This window comes from Actinospica sp., from assembly GCF_035552695.1.
Lineage (GTDB): Bacteria > Actinomycetota > Actinomycetes > Streptomycetales > Catenulisporaceae > Actinospica.
In genome coordinates this window covers 1-16,004 of record NZ_DASZKT010000180.1, presented here as the reverse complement: position 1 = coordinate 16,004, position 16,004 = coordinate 1, and the positions used below count along the sequence as shown (strand labels likewise).

12 protein-coding genes and 1 pseudogene are annotated in these 16,004 nt (G+C 70.8%); 6 read left to right on the top strand and 7 right to left on the bottom strand.

Going from position 1 to position 16,004, the window contains the following annotated elements; all coding sequences use genetic code 11:
• Positions 1-7 precede the first annotated feature (7 nt).
• The 3 genes from VG296_RS21065 to glnT are packed head-to-tail and all read right to left on the bottom strand — an operon-like array spanning position 8 to position 2,959.
• Positions 8-718, bottom strand: a complete 711-nt coding sequence (locus tag VG296_RS21065) for a hypothetical protein (protein ID WP_325568197.1) — start codon at positions 716-718, stop codon at positions 8-10.
• Positions 706-1,602, bottom strand: a complete 897-nt coding sequence (locus VG296_RS21060) for a hypothetical protein (protein WP_325568195.1) — start codon at positions 1,600-1,602, stop codon at positions 706-708. The genes VG296_RS21065 and VG296_RS21060 overlap by 13 nt, the downstream gene beginning before the upstream one ends.
• A 28-nt stretch (positions 1,603-1,630) precedes the next feature.
• Positions 1,631-2,959: a type III glutamate--ammonia ligase gene (gene glnT, locus VG296_RS21055; RefSeq protein ID WP_349259647.1), complete on the bottom strand. Its 1,329-nt coding sequence runs from the start codon at positions 2,957-2,959 to the stop codon at positions 1,631-1,633.
• Between the two features lie 200 nt (positions 2,960-3,159).
• On the opposite strand from glnT, the gene VG296_RS21050 reads away from it, so the two are divergent.
• Positions 3,160-3,495, top strand: coding sequence for a YnfA family protein (locus tag VG296_RS21050; RefSeq protein ID WP_325568191.1), 336 nt, complete (start codon positions 3,160-3,162; stop codon positions 3,493-3,495).
• Here the strand turns inward: VG296_RS21050 and VG296_RS21045 are convergent.
• From VG296_RS21045 to VG296_RS21035, 3 genes and pseudogenes are all read right to left on the bottom strand, one after another.
• Positions 3,470-3,972 (bottom strand): annotated as a pseudogene (locus tag VG296_RS21045) (DUF5010 domain-containing protein). The gene VG296_RS21050 and the pseudogene VG296_RS21045 overlap by 26 nt on opposite strands.
• Positions 3,973-4,045: 73 nt before the next feature.
• Positions 4,046-4,189: a hypothetical protein gene (locus VG296_RS21040; protein WP_325568189.1), complete on the bottom strand. Its 144-nt coding sequence runs from the start codon at positions 4,187-4,189 to the stop codon at positions 4,046-4,048.
• Between the two features lie 181 nt (positions 4,190-4,370).
• Positions 4,371-8,300, bottom strand: coding sequence for a glycoside hydrolase family 2 protein (locus VG296_RS21035; RefSeq protein ID WP_325568187.1), 3,930 nt, complete (start codon positions 8,298-8,300; stop codon positions 4,371-4,373).
• 269 nt (positions 8,301-8,569) lie between these two features.
• Between VG296_RS21035 and VG296_RS21030 the strand changes: the two genes are divergently transcribed.
• On the top strand, positions 8,570-9,871 hold the full coding sequence (locus VG296_RS21030; RefSeq protein WP_325568185.1) for a PucR family transcriptional regulator: 1,302 nt from the start codon (positions 8,570-8,572) through the stop codon (positions 9,869-9,871).
• Positions 9,872-9,981: 110 nt separating this feature from the next.
• Here VG296_RS21030 and VG296_RS21025 read toward each other — a convergent pair whose 3' ends face one another.
• Positions 9,982-11,115: a lipocalin family protein gene (locus VG296_RS21025; RefSeq protein ID WP_325568247.1), complete on the bottom strand. Its 1,134-nt coding sequence runs from the start codon at positions 11,113-11,115 to the stop codon at positions 9,982-9,984.
• 237 nt (positions 11,116-11,352) lie between these two features.
• On the opposite strand from VG296_RS21025, the gene VG296_RS21020 reads away from it, so the two are divergent.
• The 4 genes from VG296_RS21020 to VG296_RS21005 are packed head-to-tail and all read left to right on the top strand — an operon-like array spanning position 11,353 to position 15,847.
• Positions 11,353-12,204, top strand: coding sequence for a fumarylacetoacetate hydrolase family protein (locus VG296_RS21020; RefSeq protein WP_325568183.1), 852 nt, complete (start codon positions 11,353-11,355; stop codon positions 12,202-12,204).
• A 1-nt stretch (position 12,205) separates the two neighbouring features.
• Positions 12,206-14,095 carry an acyl-CoA synthetase gene (locus tag VG296_RS21015; RefSeq protein ID WP_325568181.1) on the top strand — a complete coding sequence of 630 codons (1,890 nt, stop codon included), beginning with the start codon at positions 12,206-12,208 and terminating at the stop codon, positions 14,093-14,095.
• Position 14,096: 1 nt separating this feature from the next.
• A complete protein-coding gene (locus tag VG296_RS21010) occupies positions 14,097-15,017 on the top strand; it encodes a VOC family protein (protein WP_325568179.1) in 921 nt (306 codons plus the stop codon).
• 32 nt (positions 15,018-15,049) lie between these two features.
• Positions 15,050-15,847, top strand: a complete 798-nt coding sequence (locus VG296_RS21005) for a TetR/AcrR family transcriptional regulator (protein WP_325568177.1) — start codon at positions 15,050-15,052, stop codon at positions 15,845-15,847.
• Positions 15,848-16,004 lie beyond the last annotated feature (157 nt).

Below are 16,004 nucleotides of genomic sequence, written 5' to 3'. Positions count from 1 at the left end.
CCGTGACTCAGTACGCGTCGGACTTGTCGGCCTGGAAGTGGTAGAGGGTTCGCGCCGAGCCGTAGCGGCGGAACGCGGCCGGATCCTCGTCGAAGCCCGCGGCGGTGATGAGTTCGGTGAGCTCCGCCACGTGCTCGGCGCGCAGCGGCTTCTCGACGCAGTCCGCTCCGAGCGAGGCGACCGAGCCCTTGACGTACAGCCGCGCCTCGTAGATCGAGTCGCCGAGCGCGTCGCCCGCGTCGCCGCACACGACGAGGCGGCCCGCCTGCGCCATGAACGCGCTCATGTGCCCGATGCTGCCGCCGACGACGATGTCGATCCCCTTCATCGAGATCCCGCAGCGGGCCGCGGCGTTGCCCTCGATCACCAGCAGGCCGCCGTGTCCGGTCGCGCCCGCCGACTGCGAGGCGTCCCCGTGCACGCGTACGAGCCCTGACATCATGTTCTCGGCGAGCCCGGGGCCGGCGTTGCCGTGCACGATGACCGTGGCCTGCTGGTTCATTCCCGCGCAGTAGTACCCGACGTGCCCCTCGATGTCGACGGACAGCTCCGCGTCGAGCCCGCAGGCGATGCTGTGCCGGCCGCGCGGGTTGTGGACTCGCCAGGACGGATGTTCGAGCCCGACCCCAGGCGTGTGCAGGGCCTGATTCAGCTCCCTGATCGAGCTGGTGGCGAGATCGACGAGCGTCGCGGCCCCCGCCTCCGTCAGCGCCGCCACAGGTAGACCTCCTCGGGTTCGGGTTCGAAGATCCGGGCGTCCTCGATGCCCGGCAGCGTGTCCAGCGCGCGGTACTCGGAGGCCATCGCGACCCACCCGTCGGCCTGCGCGATGATCGCGGGCTTGCAGGCGATCGCGTCGCGCAGCACGGCGAACGAATCCCCGGTGGTGACCAGCAGCGTGTAGAAGCCGTCGAAGCGCTCGCACAGCAGCCGCAGCGCCTTTTCGAGATCGCAGCCTTCGAGCAGGCGCTGGGCCACGAAGCGTGCCCCGACCTCCGAGTCGTTCTCGCTGTCGAAGCGCACGCCCGCGGCGCGCAGCTCGCGGCGGACCGTGGCGTGGTTGGCGAACGAGCCGTTGTGCACGAGGCACTGATCCGCGCCGACGGAGAACGGATGCGATCCGGCGGCGGTCACGGCGGACTCGGTGGCCATCCGGGCGTGCGCCACGGCCTGCCAGCCACGCACCGATGCCAGGCCGAAGGACTCGGCGAGCCGGTCCGGGCTGCCGACCCCCTTGAGCACGGCCAACTGCTCGCCGGAGCCGATCACGAGCGCGTCCGGCAGGGTCTCGGCGATCGCGGCGAGCAGCGCCGCCGGCTCGGTCGCCGCGCTGACGACCACTGTCTCGTCCGCCTGGACTGCTTCGGCGCCGTGTCCGAGCGCCTTGCCGACGAGCTCCGCGACCGCCGCCGCGGGCAGCCCGGTGTCCAGCAGCGAGACGGCGCTGTGGCCCGCCGGGGTCAGCCGGGGGTCTCCGTACACGGCCACCCCCGCCGAGTCGGGACCGCGCTCGACGACCTGCCCGAGCATTCCGGTGATCAGCTCGCCGAGCCTGGGTTCGAGGTCTGGATCGGTCAGGTGGAGACCGACGATTCCACACATGGGTGAGTTCCTTATCAGGAGTGGAAGATCAGAACGCGGTCAGGTAACGGTCGACCTCCCAGGGAGTGACCGACCCGTGCCAGGCGAAGAACTCGTCCCGCTTGATGTCGGCGAAGTAGCTGCTCACGCCCTCCCCGGCAGCGTCGAGCGCGCCGCATACGACGGGGTCCGCGGACAGCGCGTCGACCGCGTGCAGCAGCGTGGGCGGCAGTTCGACGCAGCTCTCGGCCGAGGAGCCGGGCGCACCGGGCTCCAGTTCGCGGACGATGCCGTCCAGACCCGCGGTGAGCACCGCGGCGGCGGCGAGGTACGGGTTGGCCGAGCCGTCCGCGCCGCGCAATTCGATGCGGTTTCCCTCGGGGATGCGGATGAAGTGCGTTCGGTCGTTCCCGCCGTAGCCCGCGCGGCGCGGTGACCAGGTGGCGCCGGAGCGGGTCGAGACGGCGCCGGTGCGCTTGTACGAGTTGACCGTGGGTCCGATCACGGCCTGCAGGGCGCGCGCGTGCTCGAGGATTCCGGCGATGAACGAGTAGGCGAGCGGTGCGAGCCCGAAGCCGCGCGGATCCGCGTCCCCGGCGGTCGCGGGAAACGCCGGCTCGTCGCCGCGCCAGAGCGACAGGTGCAGGTGCATGCCGGTGCCGGTCCGGTCGGTGAACGGCTTGGGCATGAACGTCGCGGTCATCCCGGCACGTTCGGCGAGCACTGACACGAGGTATCGCAGAGTGATGACACGGTCGGCCGTGGTGAGCGCATCGGCATAGGCGAAGTTCTGCTCGAACTGTCCGTTGCCGTCCTCGTGGTCGTTGGCGTAGTTGCCCCAGCCGAGTTCGTTCATGGCCTTGGAGACCGAGGTCAGGTGGTCGTACATACGCGTCACGCCGCGCGCGTCATAGCACGGCTGCTGAGCGACGTCACGCGCATCGGCGACGCTGAGCACACCGTTCTCGTCCCGCTTGAGCAGGAAGTACTCGACCTCCGCACCGACGCAGAGCGACAGGCCGCGCTCGGCGGCGGCCGCCAGCGCCCGCTTGAGGATCACGCGCGGCGCGTAGGGCCACGGCTTCCCTTCGCACCACGGATCGCAGTGCACGAGCGCGAGCCCCGGCCGGATGAAGGGCAGCGGCGTGTACGAGGCCGGGTCGGGCATGGCCATGATGTCCGGGTCGCTGGGCTGCTGCCCGATCGCGCCCACGGCGTACCCCGCGAACCCGACGCCCTCCGTCTCCAACTGCTCGACGGCCTGGGCGGGGACCAACTTCGCGCAGGGCTTGCCGGCGAGGTCGACGAAGAGGGCGAGGATGAACTCGACGGAGTCCCGGCGCACCTGATCGGCGAGGCTGGGCACGGGCTTCGGCAGTGGCGGGGTCAGATCGACGGCATCGGGGGTGATGACTGTGGACACGGGCGGCTCCCACACGCAAGAGGTTCACCGACATGAATCTATGTTGCACCACAGTAGACCGCACCACTATTGCCTACGCATTACCTCCCACCGACGGGTGTTACATCTTGGTGCGCCACCTCGACAACGCTCCCCGCTCCCGCGAGCATCGACCCGTGATCCCCGTGCGCTCCCTCGCGTTGTTCGTCCTCGCCGCGCTCTTCGAGATCGGCGGCGCCTGGCTGGTCTGGCAGGGGGTGCGCGAACACCGCGGCTGGATGTGGATCGCCGGCGGGATCCTCGCCCTCGGCACATACGGCTTCGTCGCCACGCTCCAGCCGTCCGCCGACTTCGGCCGCATTCTCGCCGCCTACGGAGGCGTCTTCGTCGCCGGTTCGCTGCTCTGGGGCTGGCTCGCCGACGGCTACCGTCCCGACCGTTTCGACCTGATCGGGGCACTGATCTGCCTAGCGGGAATGGGCGTGATCATGTACGCCCCGCGCGGGCGCTGAGCATGGTCAGGCATCCGGGACGCCGAAGCTCTAGGTGATCCGGCAGTGGCGGCGAGCACGCCGTCCTGTCGGCGGTACTTTCTAGGCGCAGTCGTCGCGCAGGTGCGGTCCCGCGAGGACGTCCTGGAGGATGGAGTGGAGCTGACTGGTAGCCGCCCTCGCCCGCCCCGGTCTTGTCGCTGATCTCGAAGGTCGGCGAGTACCCGCCGGTGCCGTGTTTGATCTGGTTCTTCTTGTCGGTCATCGACGCGGGAGTGTCGTCGAAGGCGGCGATCTTGAGCTTCCCGGCATCGCCGGCCTGGTTGATCGCGGCGACGAGCTGGGTCAGCTCGCGCGGGTCGCCGCCCTCGTTCGGCACGGCGGAGCCGGGGACGTAGCCGCGGGTGTCGACGGCGACGAAGTGACTCCCGCGGAGACCAGCTCCTCGACGTAGTTGAGCCAGAACTGGGCGGTCGTGCTGGTCGACGCCTCGTACATGGGGAGGTTGTAGATCTGGTTGCTCTGGTCGTGTACGGGCCGCCGGCCAGCGTGTTGGTCTCGAAGCCGAAGGTCACCCGAGCGCCCCGGTCTGGCTGGACGAGCGGTGCGAGAGCACGGAGCCGCCGGTGACGGTGACAGCGCTCGGCGCCGCGTCGGCGCTCTGCGCGCCGAAGGACACGGCCGCGACGACGCCGGCCAGCGGCACGGCCGCCACGAATATCAGGTTTCTGCGCTTCCCGCGCCGGGCTCAGCTGCGGGTGCGGGCGTCGGTGCGGGTGTGGGCATTACGGTACTTCCTTCTTGCGGATCGCGGATCTTGCGGATTGCGGATCTCCGGCGCATCGCGTCGCGTTCTTCGTGGGTTGAAGCCGAAACGCCGGTGGTGGGTCCGCGGCCTACTGGCCGAAGAGGTAGAGCTCGTGCAGGGACAGGTAGTTTCCGGAGGCCGAGCCGGTGTCGACCATCTTCAGGTAGCGGGTCGTCACCGACTGCAGCGGGATCGTGATCACGCCGGCGTTGCTCAGCGTCGAGGTGTCGGGAATGCTCAGCACGGTGGCATACGTGCTGCCGTCGGCGGACGTCTGGATGTCGAGCCCGCGCGGCAGGTCGCCGGCGGAGAGCGCGGAATCCCAGATGATCCGGGTCAGCGTGTGCGTGGCGCCCATGTCGAGGCCGAAATACATGCCCGGCGTCTGGAACGTGTTGCTGGACCAGCGCGTGGACTCGTTCCGGTCGTATGCCAGCGGCGCGTCGCCGTTGTTGGGACTGGCGAATCCAACCCAACCGGCGGTGGGGATCAGTCCCGAGCCGGAGCCCGCGGTGAATCCGACGCCGAGCCCGGCGGCGATACCGGCGGCCAGCGCGGTCTGCGCGGGCAGCGGTGTGGCGACGGCCCAGCCCAGCTGGTCGATCACCACCCGCCCGGAGCCGACCGCCGTCTCCCAGAGCACGCTGGTCGGGGTGAAGCCGCGGGCGCTCTCGGCCGCGATCTGGTACTTGTTCTGTTCGACGCCCTTGGTGAAGGCCGTCCAGTCGACACCGCGGCTCGCCAGCGCCGAGGTGCCGCCGCCGCCCGAGACGGTCGCGGAGACCAGGGCGGTGGCCGCGCCGAGCCAGTCCAGGTCGGCATTGGTGAGACCGTCGGCGAGAGCTGATTCGCCGGTGGTGACCGCGCCGAACTGGTGCTCGGCGTCGAGGGTGTTCAGGGTGAGTCCTGTCGGGAGCACCGCGCCGAGGGACGAGAGCGTGGCCGGGGCGAGCCCGTTGATCCAGAGCGTGCCGCCGCCCGCGACCCAGGAGTTCACCGCCGCGGCCTGCCCGGTGACCAGGCTGACGGCCTCGGCGGAGGAGGCGTCGACCAGTATCGCCGTCAGCTCGGAGAGCGTGCTCTGGTCGAGCGCGGTCACCGGCGTGGTGTCCACCGCCGCGGCCGCCAGTGTCGCGGCGGCCGGGGAGCCGGACGCGCTGACCACGCCGATCGTCGCGCCCGGCGCCGCGGGCCGGGCGGCGAGGTAGTCGAGCAGGTTGCGCAGCAGGATCGCGGCGATCGGCTCGTCGGCCGCCGCGGCGACGACCGGGAACTGGCACAGCAGATACGTGCCGGATCCGTAAGGCACCTCGGCCAGGGCGCTGGAGGCGAGGCCGGGACCGATGTCGGCGAGCGAGGTGAAGGCGCCGTACCGCGGCTTGACCATGCCGGCCTGCACGACCTGCTCGGAGGCGGTGTTCCACCAGCGCAGGTCCTGCGCGCCGACGCCCGCGAGCACCGGGTGATGCGGGGCGACCACGTGCGCGATGGTCTGCGGCGAGGTGGCGAGCAGCACGGGCCAGGGCAGCAGTTGCGGCAGCGTCTGCTGCGCCATGCTCAGCACCCTGCCACCGCCCTTCACGAACGCGATCAGCGCTGTCACCTCGTCAGTCGTGGCGGTGACGTCGGCGCCCTCGCCGAACACCAGCAGCTCGCCGCCGGTCGGCAGGCTCGACAGATCGGGGATCGTGCGAACGGTCACGCCCAGGGAGGCCAGGGCGCTGCTGGTCGCGGTCGAGCCGCCGGTCTCCAGCACCGCCGCTGACAGCGTTGTCGTGGAGGTGCGCGCGGCGACCGAGCGGGGATAGACGGTGATCGGCGCTTCATGGCTGTACTGCGGATCACCGTGGGCGTCGATGTCGATGGTCAGGCTGCCGACGGTGGTGCGGGGGACCGTCGGCAGCGCGATCTCGAAGGTGACATCCACTTTGCCGTCCGGGGGCACGCTCACCTGCTGCGAGCCGATGCGGGACGGCTCGCCCTCGAGCCGCAGCGTCCAGGACACGGAGATGGTGCGCTGCGTGCCGACCTCGTCGTAGACGGCGTAGGTGCGAGTCAGCGCGGCGCCGCCGAAGAAGTGGGTCCGGTAATCGGTGGCCAGTGCCGCGGTCGGCGGCATGGTCCGGGCCACCGCGTCGTGGATGGGGTTCGGGTCCCATTCAGGCAGATCGTGCTCGAAGCCCGGGTTGAGCGTCGCGGCCCAGCGCCCCACCTGACGCAGCGCCGGCCCGGTGGACCCCGGCAGCGGGAGCGACTCCTTCGAAGGGTCGAAGGGCAGTTGGCGCATGCCGTACCAGACGGTGTTCCAGGGCGAGAGCCCGGTGACGCCCGCATACCGGAGGCCCTCGATCTGCGCGCCGACGATCAGCGCGTGCGCCGACCACAGGCCGTCCAGGTCGGCATAGGCCGCCGGTCCGCCCACCGCGCTCACCTGCGAGGGCGTCGCGTAGTACATGGAGCTGAACTCGCCGATCAGCATCGGCTTCTTCCGGTCCCAGAAGTTCGCGCGCGGCTGGCCGGGCGCCAGCGCGTACGCCGACTCGGGTATGGCCGTGCTCCCGGTGGTGATCTCCAGCGGATAGTGCGTGCTCTCCAGGTCGCCCGCGGACTGCGGGTCCTGGTCGCCCTCGAAGTAGACGGGGCGCGTCGGATCCAGCGCACTGACGATCGGCTTGAGCGCGGCCACCTTCGCCGACCAGCTCTGCCCGAACGCGGCGAGCATCTCGTTCTCCGCGGACCACGCGAACACCGAGGGATGGTTCCGGTCGCGCAGCACGCGGGCCGTGAGGTGCTCGGCGCAGTTCGCCCAGAAGTCGTCGGCGCTCAGCGCGTAGTTGCCGGAGGAGCCGTAGATGCCGGACTCGGCGACGAGGAGCAGGCCGAGCTCGTCCGCCACGTCGTAGAACACCGGCGGGTACGGCATGGCGTGCAGTCTCAGATAGTTGACGCCCAGCGCCTTGACCATGGTGAACCAGGCCGTGGCGTAGGCGCGGCTGTTCTCGATCGAGCCCATGTAGTGCCAGGCGTCGCCGTGCAGCATCACCGGTCGGCCGTTGAGCAGAATGTCAGTGCCCTGTGTACTGATCTCGCGGAAACCGAAGCGCACGCTCGAACTGTCGGCCACCGGCTGGTTCCGGGCCGGCCGGACGGTGGCGGTGAGCTGGTAGAGGTGCGGGTCCTCCGGCCCCCACAGACGCGGGTTCGTCCACTTCTGCGCAAAAGTCACCGTGGCGGTGCCGCCCGCCGGCACCGACGCCGCCTGGCCGACGGAGCGCAGTTCGGTGCTGCCGCCGTCGGTGACTTCGTGCTCGACCCAGACCGTCGCCGGCGTGGCGCCGTCGTTCGCGAGGGTGGTGACGACGGAGATCTGACCGTTCGTCACCGACGCGGTCACGAAAGTGTCCTGGACATACGCGGCCGACCGGGTCAGCAGCCAGACGTCCTGCCAGATGCCCCAGCAGGTCTGACCCCACCAGGAGCCGTTCGGGTAGTGCCAGCCGTCGGACTGGCGCGCCGCGACCTTGCCGGAGCGGACCAGCACGTGCACCGTGTTCTCGCCGCCCCAGGCGACCAGGTCGGTGACGTCGGCCTCGAACGGGAGCAGGCCGCCGGAGTGCTTCGTCACCTGCGTGCCGTTCCAGAACACGGTGGCCTCGAAGTTCACGGCCCCGAAGCGCAGCACGATCCGGCTGCCCTGCTGCCGCGTCGGCACGGTGACGGTACGCCGGTACCAGGCGACGTCCACGCTGTCCCAGGCCGCCGGGGTCTCGAACAGGTCGTAGCCGTCCCAGGCCGTGGCGAAGTCGCCGGAGGTCATGTTCCACTCGGCGGGCACCGGAATGGACGCCCAGGTGCCGCCCGCGGGCGGCGTGCTCGGCGTCCCGGTGGCGGGCAGGAAATCCCAGGTGCCGTTGAGCGAGGCGAGCACGGTGCCGTTGGGCGGCGGGGATTGCGGCGCCGTCGCCGCGCCCGCGGACCGCGGCAGCGCGGCCAGCGCGAGCGCACCGGCTCCGCTCATGAGTACCCTGCGACGCGTCGGGTCCGACATCATCTCGCCTCCGCCATTGGACGCTGTGCACGCTGCGTGGGACGTGCGTGGTCGAGGCACCCTGACAGAGCGTCAGATTCGCGCCGATCCAAGCGGGTGCCGCCCACACCCTTCTGCCGCACCTATGCTGAAGTCAAGAGTTGAGACAAGTTCCAGTACCGATATCATCGAATCTTCACAGTGACCGTCGAGAGGACGCGTGACGTGCTTCTCCTGCGCTTCCCGGGCGCCGATCGGCCGTGACCGGACACGCGGGCTGGGTGCTGGGCTTGTCGGCCGACGGCGATGTCCCCGAGTCGTCGTGCCCGGAACTGGTCGCGGAGGCCGCGAAGTCGCTCGGCGCCGGCCCGGTCGGATGGGCGGTGCTGACCGCGGCGCGGATGACCGAGGAGATCGTCGAGAAGGTTCCCGAGCACGGTGGCGGCGCCGCGCAGGTGGAGGTGCTGCACCGCGGGGTTGAGGCGTCGATTCTGCTCGGCCTGCGCGGTCTGCTGCAGGACACGCCGCCGACCGACGACGGGATCGCCGCGGCGGCGGTCGAGGGCGCCGCCGATCTGGCGCGCCGCGGCGTGCCGCTGGATGCCGTGCTGCGCGGGGTGCGGATCGGACACGCGTTCCTGCACCGCACGCTGACCGACGTCGTCGACCGTGAGCCCGAGGCGGTTCGCACCGGCGAGGCGCACCGGCTCAGCGAGCTGCTGTTCGCCTACGCCGACGTGCAGGCCAGCCGGATCGCGGAGGAGTACCTCGCCGAACGCGCCCGGCTGCGGGCCGACCAGGAGGTCACCCGCCGACAGGTCGTCGACGAACTCCTCGCGGACCGACCGATCGAGCCGGCGGAGGCGTCACGCATCCTCGGCTATCCCGTCCACCTCTGCCATCGCGCGTTCGTGCTCTGGCGCGAGAACCCGCCGTACGGCTCCACCACCGTGCACCGGTTCTGCGACGAACTGGCCCGGGCGTGCGGCGCCGACTCGTTCCTGGTGCTGCCCGGGGATTCCGGTGAGCTGTGGGCCTGGGCGGGGTGGGAGAGCCGGCCGCCGGCAACGCTGGCGGCCGACCTGAAAGCCCGGTTGAGTCCGCCCGAGGGCGTCGGAGTCTCGATCGGTCCCGCCGAACGCGGGCCCGCCGGGATGCGCCGGAGCCTGCGGTGGGCACTGGAATGCCGCCGCGTCGCCGCCACGCTCCGACCCGGCTGGCTGTGCGACTACACCGAGGTGTGGACCTTGTCGCTGATCACCTCCGACCTCGAGCGCGCGCGCTGGTACGCCGAGGAGACGCTCGGCGCGCTGCTGGCCCCCGGCGAGCGGATCAGCGTGCTGCGGGAGACCCTCCGTGTCTACCTGGGCTGCGGGCAGAGCGGGCGGGAGGCGGCCCGAAGGCTCTTCATCGCGCGCAACACCGTGCAGTACCGGCTGCAGCGGGCCGAGGAGATCCTCGGCCGTCCGGTCGCGCAGGACCCCATGAGGCTGTGGCTCGCCCTGGAGATCGCCCGCCTCGTTCCGCCCGGCGATGAAGAGGAGACTCGCGCCGCGCGGTGAGCTCCGCGGCCTCGGCGAAAGACCGCGGCCGCCGCCCGTGGGGTCGGGCCGCGGCCGACGGATTCTTCTTCAGCGCCCGGGCGGGCAAGACCGACCGGGCGTCAGCCGATTCAGGGACCGGCGGGCGGGTTGATCTCGGTGTATCCGACTCCTGACACCGACGATCCGTTGACCGTGCCGTGGACGGACACGTCGCCCTCCCAGTAGGCGACGCCCTGCGTGGACAGCAGGTTGAGCTCCTGGTCGACCTGGTCCGGACTGATGGTCAGGGAGCCGCCCGGCACCTTCACCGTCCAGCCTGAGCCGTAGGTGATGCCGGTCGATGGACTGGTCCACGAGCCCGTCGGGGTATCGCTGAGGGCCGAGGGGTCCAGGTTCGTGGTCTTTCCGCCGGCGCCGATCTGGGTGCCGAGGGTCTGCACGATCGCGCCGGTGGAGTCGCGGATGTAGTAGAGCATGTACTGCTGCCCGTTGGTCAGCTGGACGGCGAACCAGTCCCACCCGGCGCCGCTGGCGAAGTTGAACGAGCCCCACTGGTGATCCATCCAGGAGATCCCGGCCACGTTCACCGTGACGCCGTGGTCGACGATCGTCCCGCCGGAGAGCAGGGACGTCCACGAGTAGTAGTCGGAGGTGCCCAGGGGCCCGTAGGGGATGACGCCGTTGTCGCCGTGCAGTGCGGCCGATTTCGTCGTCTGCAGTTTCAGGTCGAGCGTGTAGCCCGGGATGTCGGCGTGCAGCTTGTCCGAACCGGAGCCTCCGCTCATGGTCCAGTCGCCGGTGTGCAGGGCGAAGCTGTTGGTCGTGGTGGGTACGGGGTACGAGTCCTGCTGGTCCGCGTACTGGAACGTGCCGTTGGTGAGATCGGTGACGGCGAAGTCGCCGAAGTACACCGGTTGCGGCGCGATGGCGAGGAACTGGAACGTCACGTATTCGAACCCGTAGCAGTGCACGTGTCCCGCCGAGTCCGTTCCCCAGAGATGACCGCTGAAGTACCACCATTCCTGGGGGTCCTGGTGCGCGGCCTCGTCCTGGGGAAGCTGTACGCCGCCGGTGCTCGTAGTGGTGGCAGTGGGTGGGCTCTGCGTGGGGCCGGGCACGATCGAGCTGGTGCAGGCGCTCGCGGATTTGCTCACGGTCCGCGCGGCGGCACCGGCCGACCCGGGCGCGACGCCCAGGAGAGCCAGGGCCGCGGCCGCGCAGGCCGAGAACCACACCGCGGGACGACCGTTGCGCACTCGCATGGTAGTCACCGTCCATATTCGGATACATCGCTCCCACTATGGGAACGCTGTTGCCGTCACAGTACTGCGTGCCCGGTCGCCGTCAAGGTAGTCGGAAACCCGGTCGTCACCTCCCTCGCCCTCCTCCGCCCGCTTTGCGCGAACGGCCCAAGCGCGGCCCGGAATTGGTGCGTTCGGCCATGGCCCGCCGACCCTGCCCGCCGTTGAATGACGGCAACCGCGCTCAAGGAGGAGCCCATGCGGATCGCCAATCTCGCCGGACGCGCCGTGCTGCTGGTCCCGGGCGGAGCGATCGACATCCACAAGGCGAGCGGAGGGGCGATGGGCCCCGATCCCGGTTCGATCTTCGAACGCTGGGACGATCTACGGCCCCAGCTCACCGACCTGACGGGCGAGCCCGTCCCCTATGTGGAAACGGACCTGCTCGCGCCGGTGCCCTCGCCCCGGCAGATCTTCGCCATCGGCATCAACTACGCGGAGCACGCCGCGGAGGCCGAACTCGCCGCACCCAAGGCGTCCGGCGGGGCCCCGGTGACGTTCACCAAATTCGCCTCCTGTCTGACGGGGCCGGTCGGCCGCGTCGTCCTGCCGCAGGGCATGGTCGACTGGGAAGTGGAACTGGTGGCTGTGATCGGACGGGCCGCCCACCGGGTGCCGACCGAGAACGCGTGGGCGTACGTGGCCGGGCTGACGGTCGGCCAGGACCTGACCGAACGAATCACCCAATGGTCCGGGTCGGCCCCCCAGCAGTTCTCGCTCGGCAAGTCCTATCCGGGCTTCGGTCCGCTGGGCCCCGCCGTGGTCACCCTCGACGAGTTCGATGATCCCGCGGATCTGCGGATCGGGTGCGAGGTGAACGGGGTCTCCATGCAGGGCGCGTCCACCAGCGAGATGACTTTCGACGTTCCCGAGCTGGTGTCACGGCTCTCCGCGGTCCTTCCGCTGCTGCCCGGCGACCTCATCTTCACCGGCACGCCGGCCGGCATCGGCGCGACCCGCGTGCCGCCCGTCTTCCTCAAGGACGGCGACGAACTGGTCAGCCGCATCGAGGGCATCGGGACGCTGCGGACGACCTTCGGAGAGGGCTGATATGGCTGCCGCGGCGCACACCGCCGGCGAGCGGCCGTTGGTGCTCGCGCCCGAAGACCTCGCCGCGGTGGAGGCGATCCCGCTCGAGGAACGGGATCTGCCCGCCTCGACCTACGAACTGCTGACCCGTGCCGCCGTCCGGTACGCCGACCAACCGGCCCTTCACCTGCTCGGCGAGCGCGACGGCGGGGATTGGCGCGGCGCACCGACCTGGAGCTACCGCGAGCTGTTCGCACAGGTGGCCCGGGCCGCCAACCTGTACCACGCGCTGGGCTTGACCCCGGGTGCTCCGGTGGCGCTGATGCTGCCGAACACCGGCACCACCTACGCGGCGCTGTTCGGCGCCCAGGCGGCCGGGATCGCCAACCCGGTCAACCCGATGCTGGCCGCCGAGCACGCCGCCGCCATCCTCTCCCTCACCGAGGCGCAGATCCTCGTTGCCGCCGGACCGTCGCTGAACCCTGAGATCTGGGACCGGGCGGTGCGGGTGGCGCGGGCCCTGCCGGGGATCCGGGCGCTGGTGTCGGTGGGAGGCGGTCCCGCCGACGTTCCGGGCGTGGCCTACGCGGGGGATTTCGCACAACTCGCGCGAGATCAGGCCGCTGATCGCCTCATCGGCCCGCACCGGCCGGGACCGGCGGATCTGGCAGCGTACTTCCATACCGGCGGCACCACCGGGGCCCCGAAGGTGGTCCCGCAGACCCACGGCAACGAGGTCTACATGGCGTGGGTGCTGGGCTGCTCCGGCGGCCTGTCCGGGGACGCGGTCTCGCTGGCCGGGCTCCCGCTCTTCCACGTCAATGCCGTGCACGTCACCGGTCTCGCCGCGTTCCTGCACGGCCGTCCGGTGGTGAGCCTGGGCCCGCGCGGCTACCGGGACAAGACGCTGATGGCCGACTTCTGGCGCATCATCGAGCACTACCGGGTCACCGGATTCTCCGGCGTGCCCACGGTTTACGCCTCGCTCCCGCCGGTACCGCAAGGCGTCGACATCTCCAGCCTGCGCGGTGTGGCCGTCGGAGCTGCGCCGCTGCCGAAGACGGTCCGCGAACGCTTCGAGTCCGCGACCAAGGTGCCGATGATCGAGGGTTACGGGCTGACCGAGGCGACGTGCGCGACGGCCTCGACGCCCGCGCTGGCCCCGCGGCCCGGCTCGGTCGGGATGCGACTGCCCTACCAGCGCGTCAAGGCGGTCCAGGTCGACGGCGAGGACCGGCCCGTCGCCGACTGCCCTGCCGGGCAGAGCGGGGTGCTCGCCATCGCCGGGCCCAGCGTGTTCCCCGGCTACCTGACCCCCGGTCCGCACGGACCGGTCCCCGACCCGGCCGGCACGGTCTTCGACGGCTGGCTGCTCACCGGGGACCTGGGCCGGGTCGACGAGGACGGATACGTCTACCTGACCGGCCGGGCCAAGGACCTGATCATCCGCGGCGGCCACAACCTCGACCCCGGACCGATCGAGGAGTCCCTGCTCGGCCATCCCGACATCGCCGCGGCCGCCGTCGTCGGGGCGCCCGACGCGCATGCGGGCGAGGTGCCGGTCGCCTACGTGACCCGCGCCTCCGGGTCGCGGACCACTGAGGCCGAGCTGCGCGACTGGGCCGCCGCCCACGCTCCCGAGCCCGCGGCCGCGCCCAAGCAGGTGCACGTGATCGACGCCATTCCGCTTACCGACGTCGGCAAGGTCTTCAAGCCCGCCCTGCTCCAGGACGCCGTCCGCCGCGTGGTCGAGGCCGAACTCGAGCGCGCCGGGCTGAGCGCGCGGATCGAGACGGACTTCCGGGACGGCCGTCCGCACGCGCTCATCGAGCTCGACGGCGACGCCGACGCCGGTCCTCTGGCGGCGAACCTGGAGCGCTACTCCTTTCCCTTCACGATCAGGAAGGCCTGACATGGCCCTGCACCGGCTGACCACGATCACTATCGGCGTGCCCAATGTCGCCGAGACGGCCGCCTACTACGCCGAATTCGGGCTGAGCCGCAACGGCGAGACGTCCTTCACGACAGCCGACGGCGGCGAGCAGCTGCGGCTGACCCACTCCCCCACGCGGCGGCTCGTCGAACTCGGGATCGGCGCCGAGGATCCCGACGACCTGCACCGCATAGCCTCTCGCCTGGCGCGGCTCGGAGCCGCGCACCGCCTGGCCGACGGGCGGCTGACCGCGACCGACCCCGGCACCGGCGTGACCGTGACCATCGCCCCGAGTCCGCAGATCTCCCGCGCGGCCGAACCCGCGCCGCACTACAACGGGCCCGGGCGGACGGACCGGGTCGACGCTCGCGCGCCGGGTGTCCTGCGGGAGACGCCGGTGACGCCGCGCAAACTCGGACACGTGGTGCTCGGGTCGATCGACCAGGAGGGCAGCCAGCGGTTCTTCACCGAAGGCCTCGGCTTCAAGTCCAGCGACGAGGTGCCCGGGATCGCGGCGTTCCTGCGCTGCTCCTCGGACCACCACAATGTCCTGATCCAGCCCGCGCCCGTGCCGTACCTGCACCACACGTCCTGGGAGGTCGAGGACGTGGACGAGATCGGCCGGGGCGCGCACCACATGCTTCTGGGCCACCCGGAACGGCACGTGTGGGGGCTTGGCCGGCACCACATCGGCTCCAACTTCTTCTGGTACCTCAAGGACCCGGCCGGCAACTTCTCCGAGTACTACAGCGACCTGGACTGCATCGTGAACGACGCGATCTGGAAGCCGGAGGTCTTCGCGGACCTCCGGGCCCTCTACAACTGGGGCCCGCCGGTACCGCCGTCCTTCATCGAGCCCGAGGACCTCGGCGCCCTCATGACGGGGGCGCACAGCAGCTGACTGAACGTACCTGGAACGGGTACAGTGTTGCCGTGTCAGGAACACGGACTCAGGAGCCGGCCGACGGCGAGCAGGACCACGTCGCCCCGGGCTCCCCGGCTTGGTGGGCCGCGCGCCAGGAGCGGGCGAGGCCGGCCCGGCGCGTGCCCGTCACCCTGGAGCGCATCGTCGCCGGCGCGCTCGAACTGGTCGACCGCGACGGTCTTGGCGCGCTGAGCATGCGCAACCTGGCCGCCGAACTGGAGACCGGCACCACATCGCTCTACCGGCACGTCTCCGGGAAGGACGAGGTGCTGGTACTGGTCGCGGACTCCGTACTCGGTGGGACCGTGCCGCTTCGCGCCATGCCGGACCTGGGCTGGCGGGAGGTCCTCGAGGCGCTCGCGCGCTCCATGCGGGCGACGCTCGGCGCACATCCCAACCTCGCCCCCCTGTTCGCCACGGCGGTGCCGGTCGGCCCGAACTCGCTGCGCGGCAGGGAACTGACTCTGCACGCCCTGCGGGAGCGCGGCTTCGACGCGGCCCTGGCGGCCGATGTGCACACGGCGCTGGCGCACCAGGTGCTGGCTTCGGTGCTGCAGGAGCCGATGAACGACTTCCGCGCCGGCGGCCTCGGCCCCGCCGAGGGCATGACCCTGCGCGAGTTCTACCACTCGTTGCCGGCCGGGACGTACCCGCACCTGGTGGAACTGGCCGACGAGCTGACCTCGCGCACCGCCGACGAGGAGTTCGAGTTCGGATTGGCCTGCCTGCTCGACGGGGTGGAGTTGCGGCTGCAGAAGTCCCGGACCCGGCGGCCCCGCGCGCGGAGCGCGAAGTCGCCGGGCTGATCGCGCCTCGCCGCTACCAGGGCAGGTTCTGCCCGAGCCCGTGAATCAGATTCTTGTTGTCCTCGTTGATGTCGGCGGCGTCGTTGACGTGGCGGGACGGGGTCTCGAAGGTGGCGTACGGCTTGAGCCGCAGGACCACCCGGTCCTCCCGGGAGAC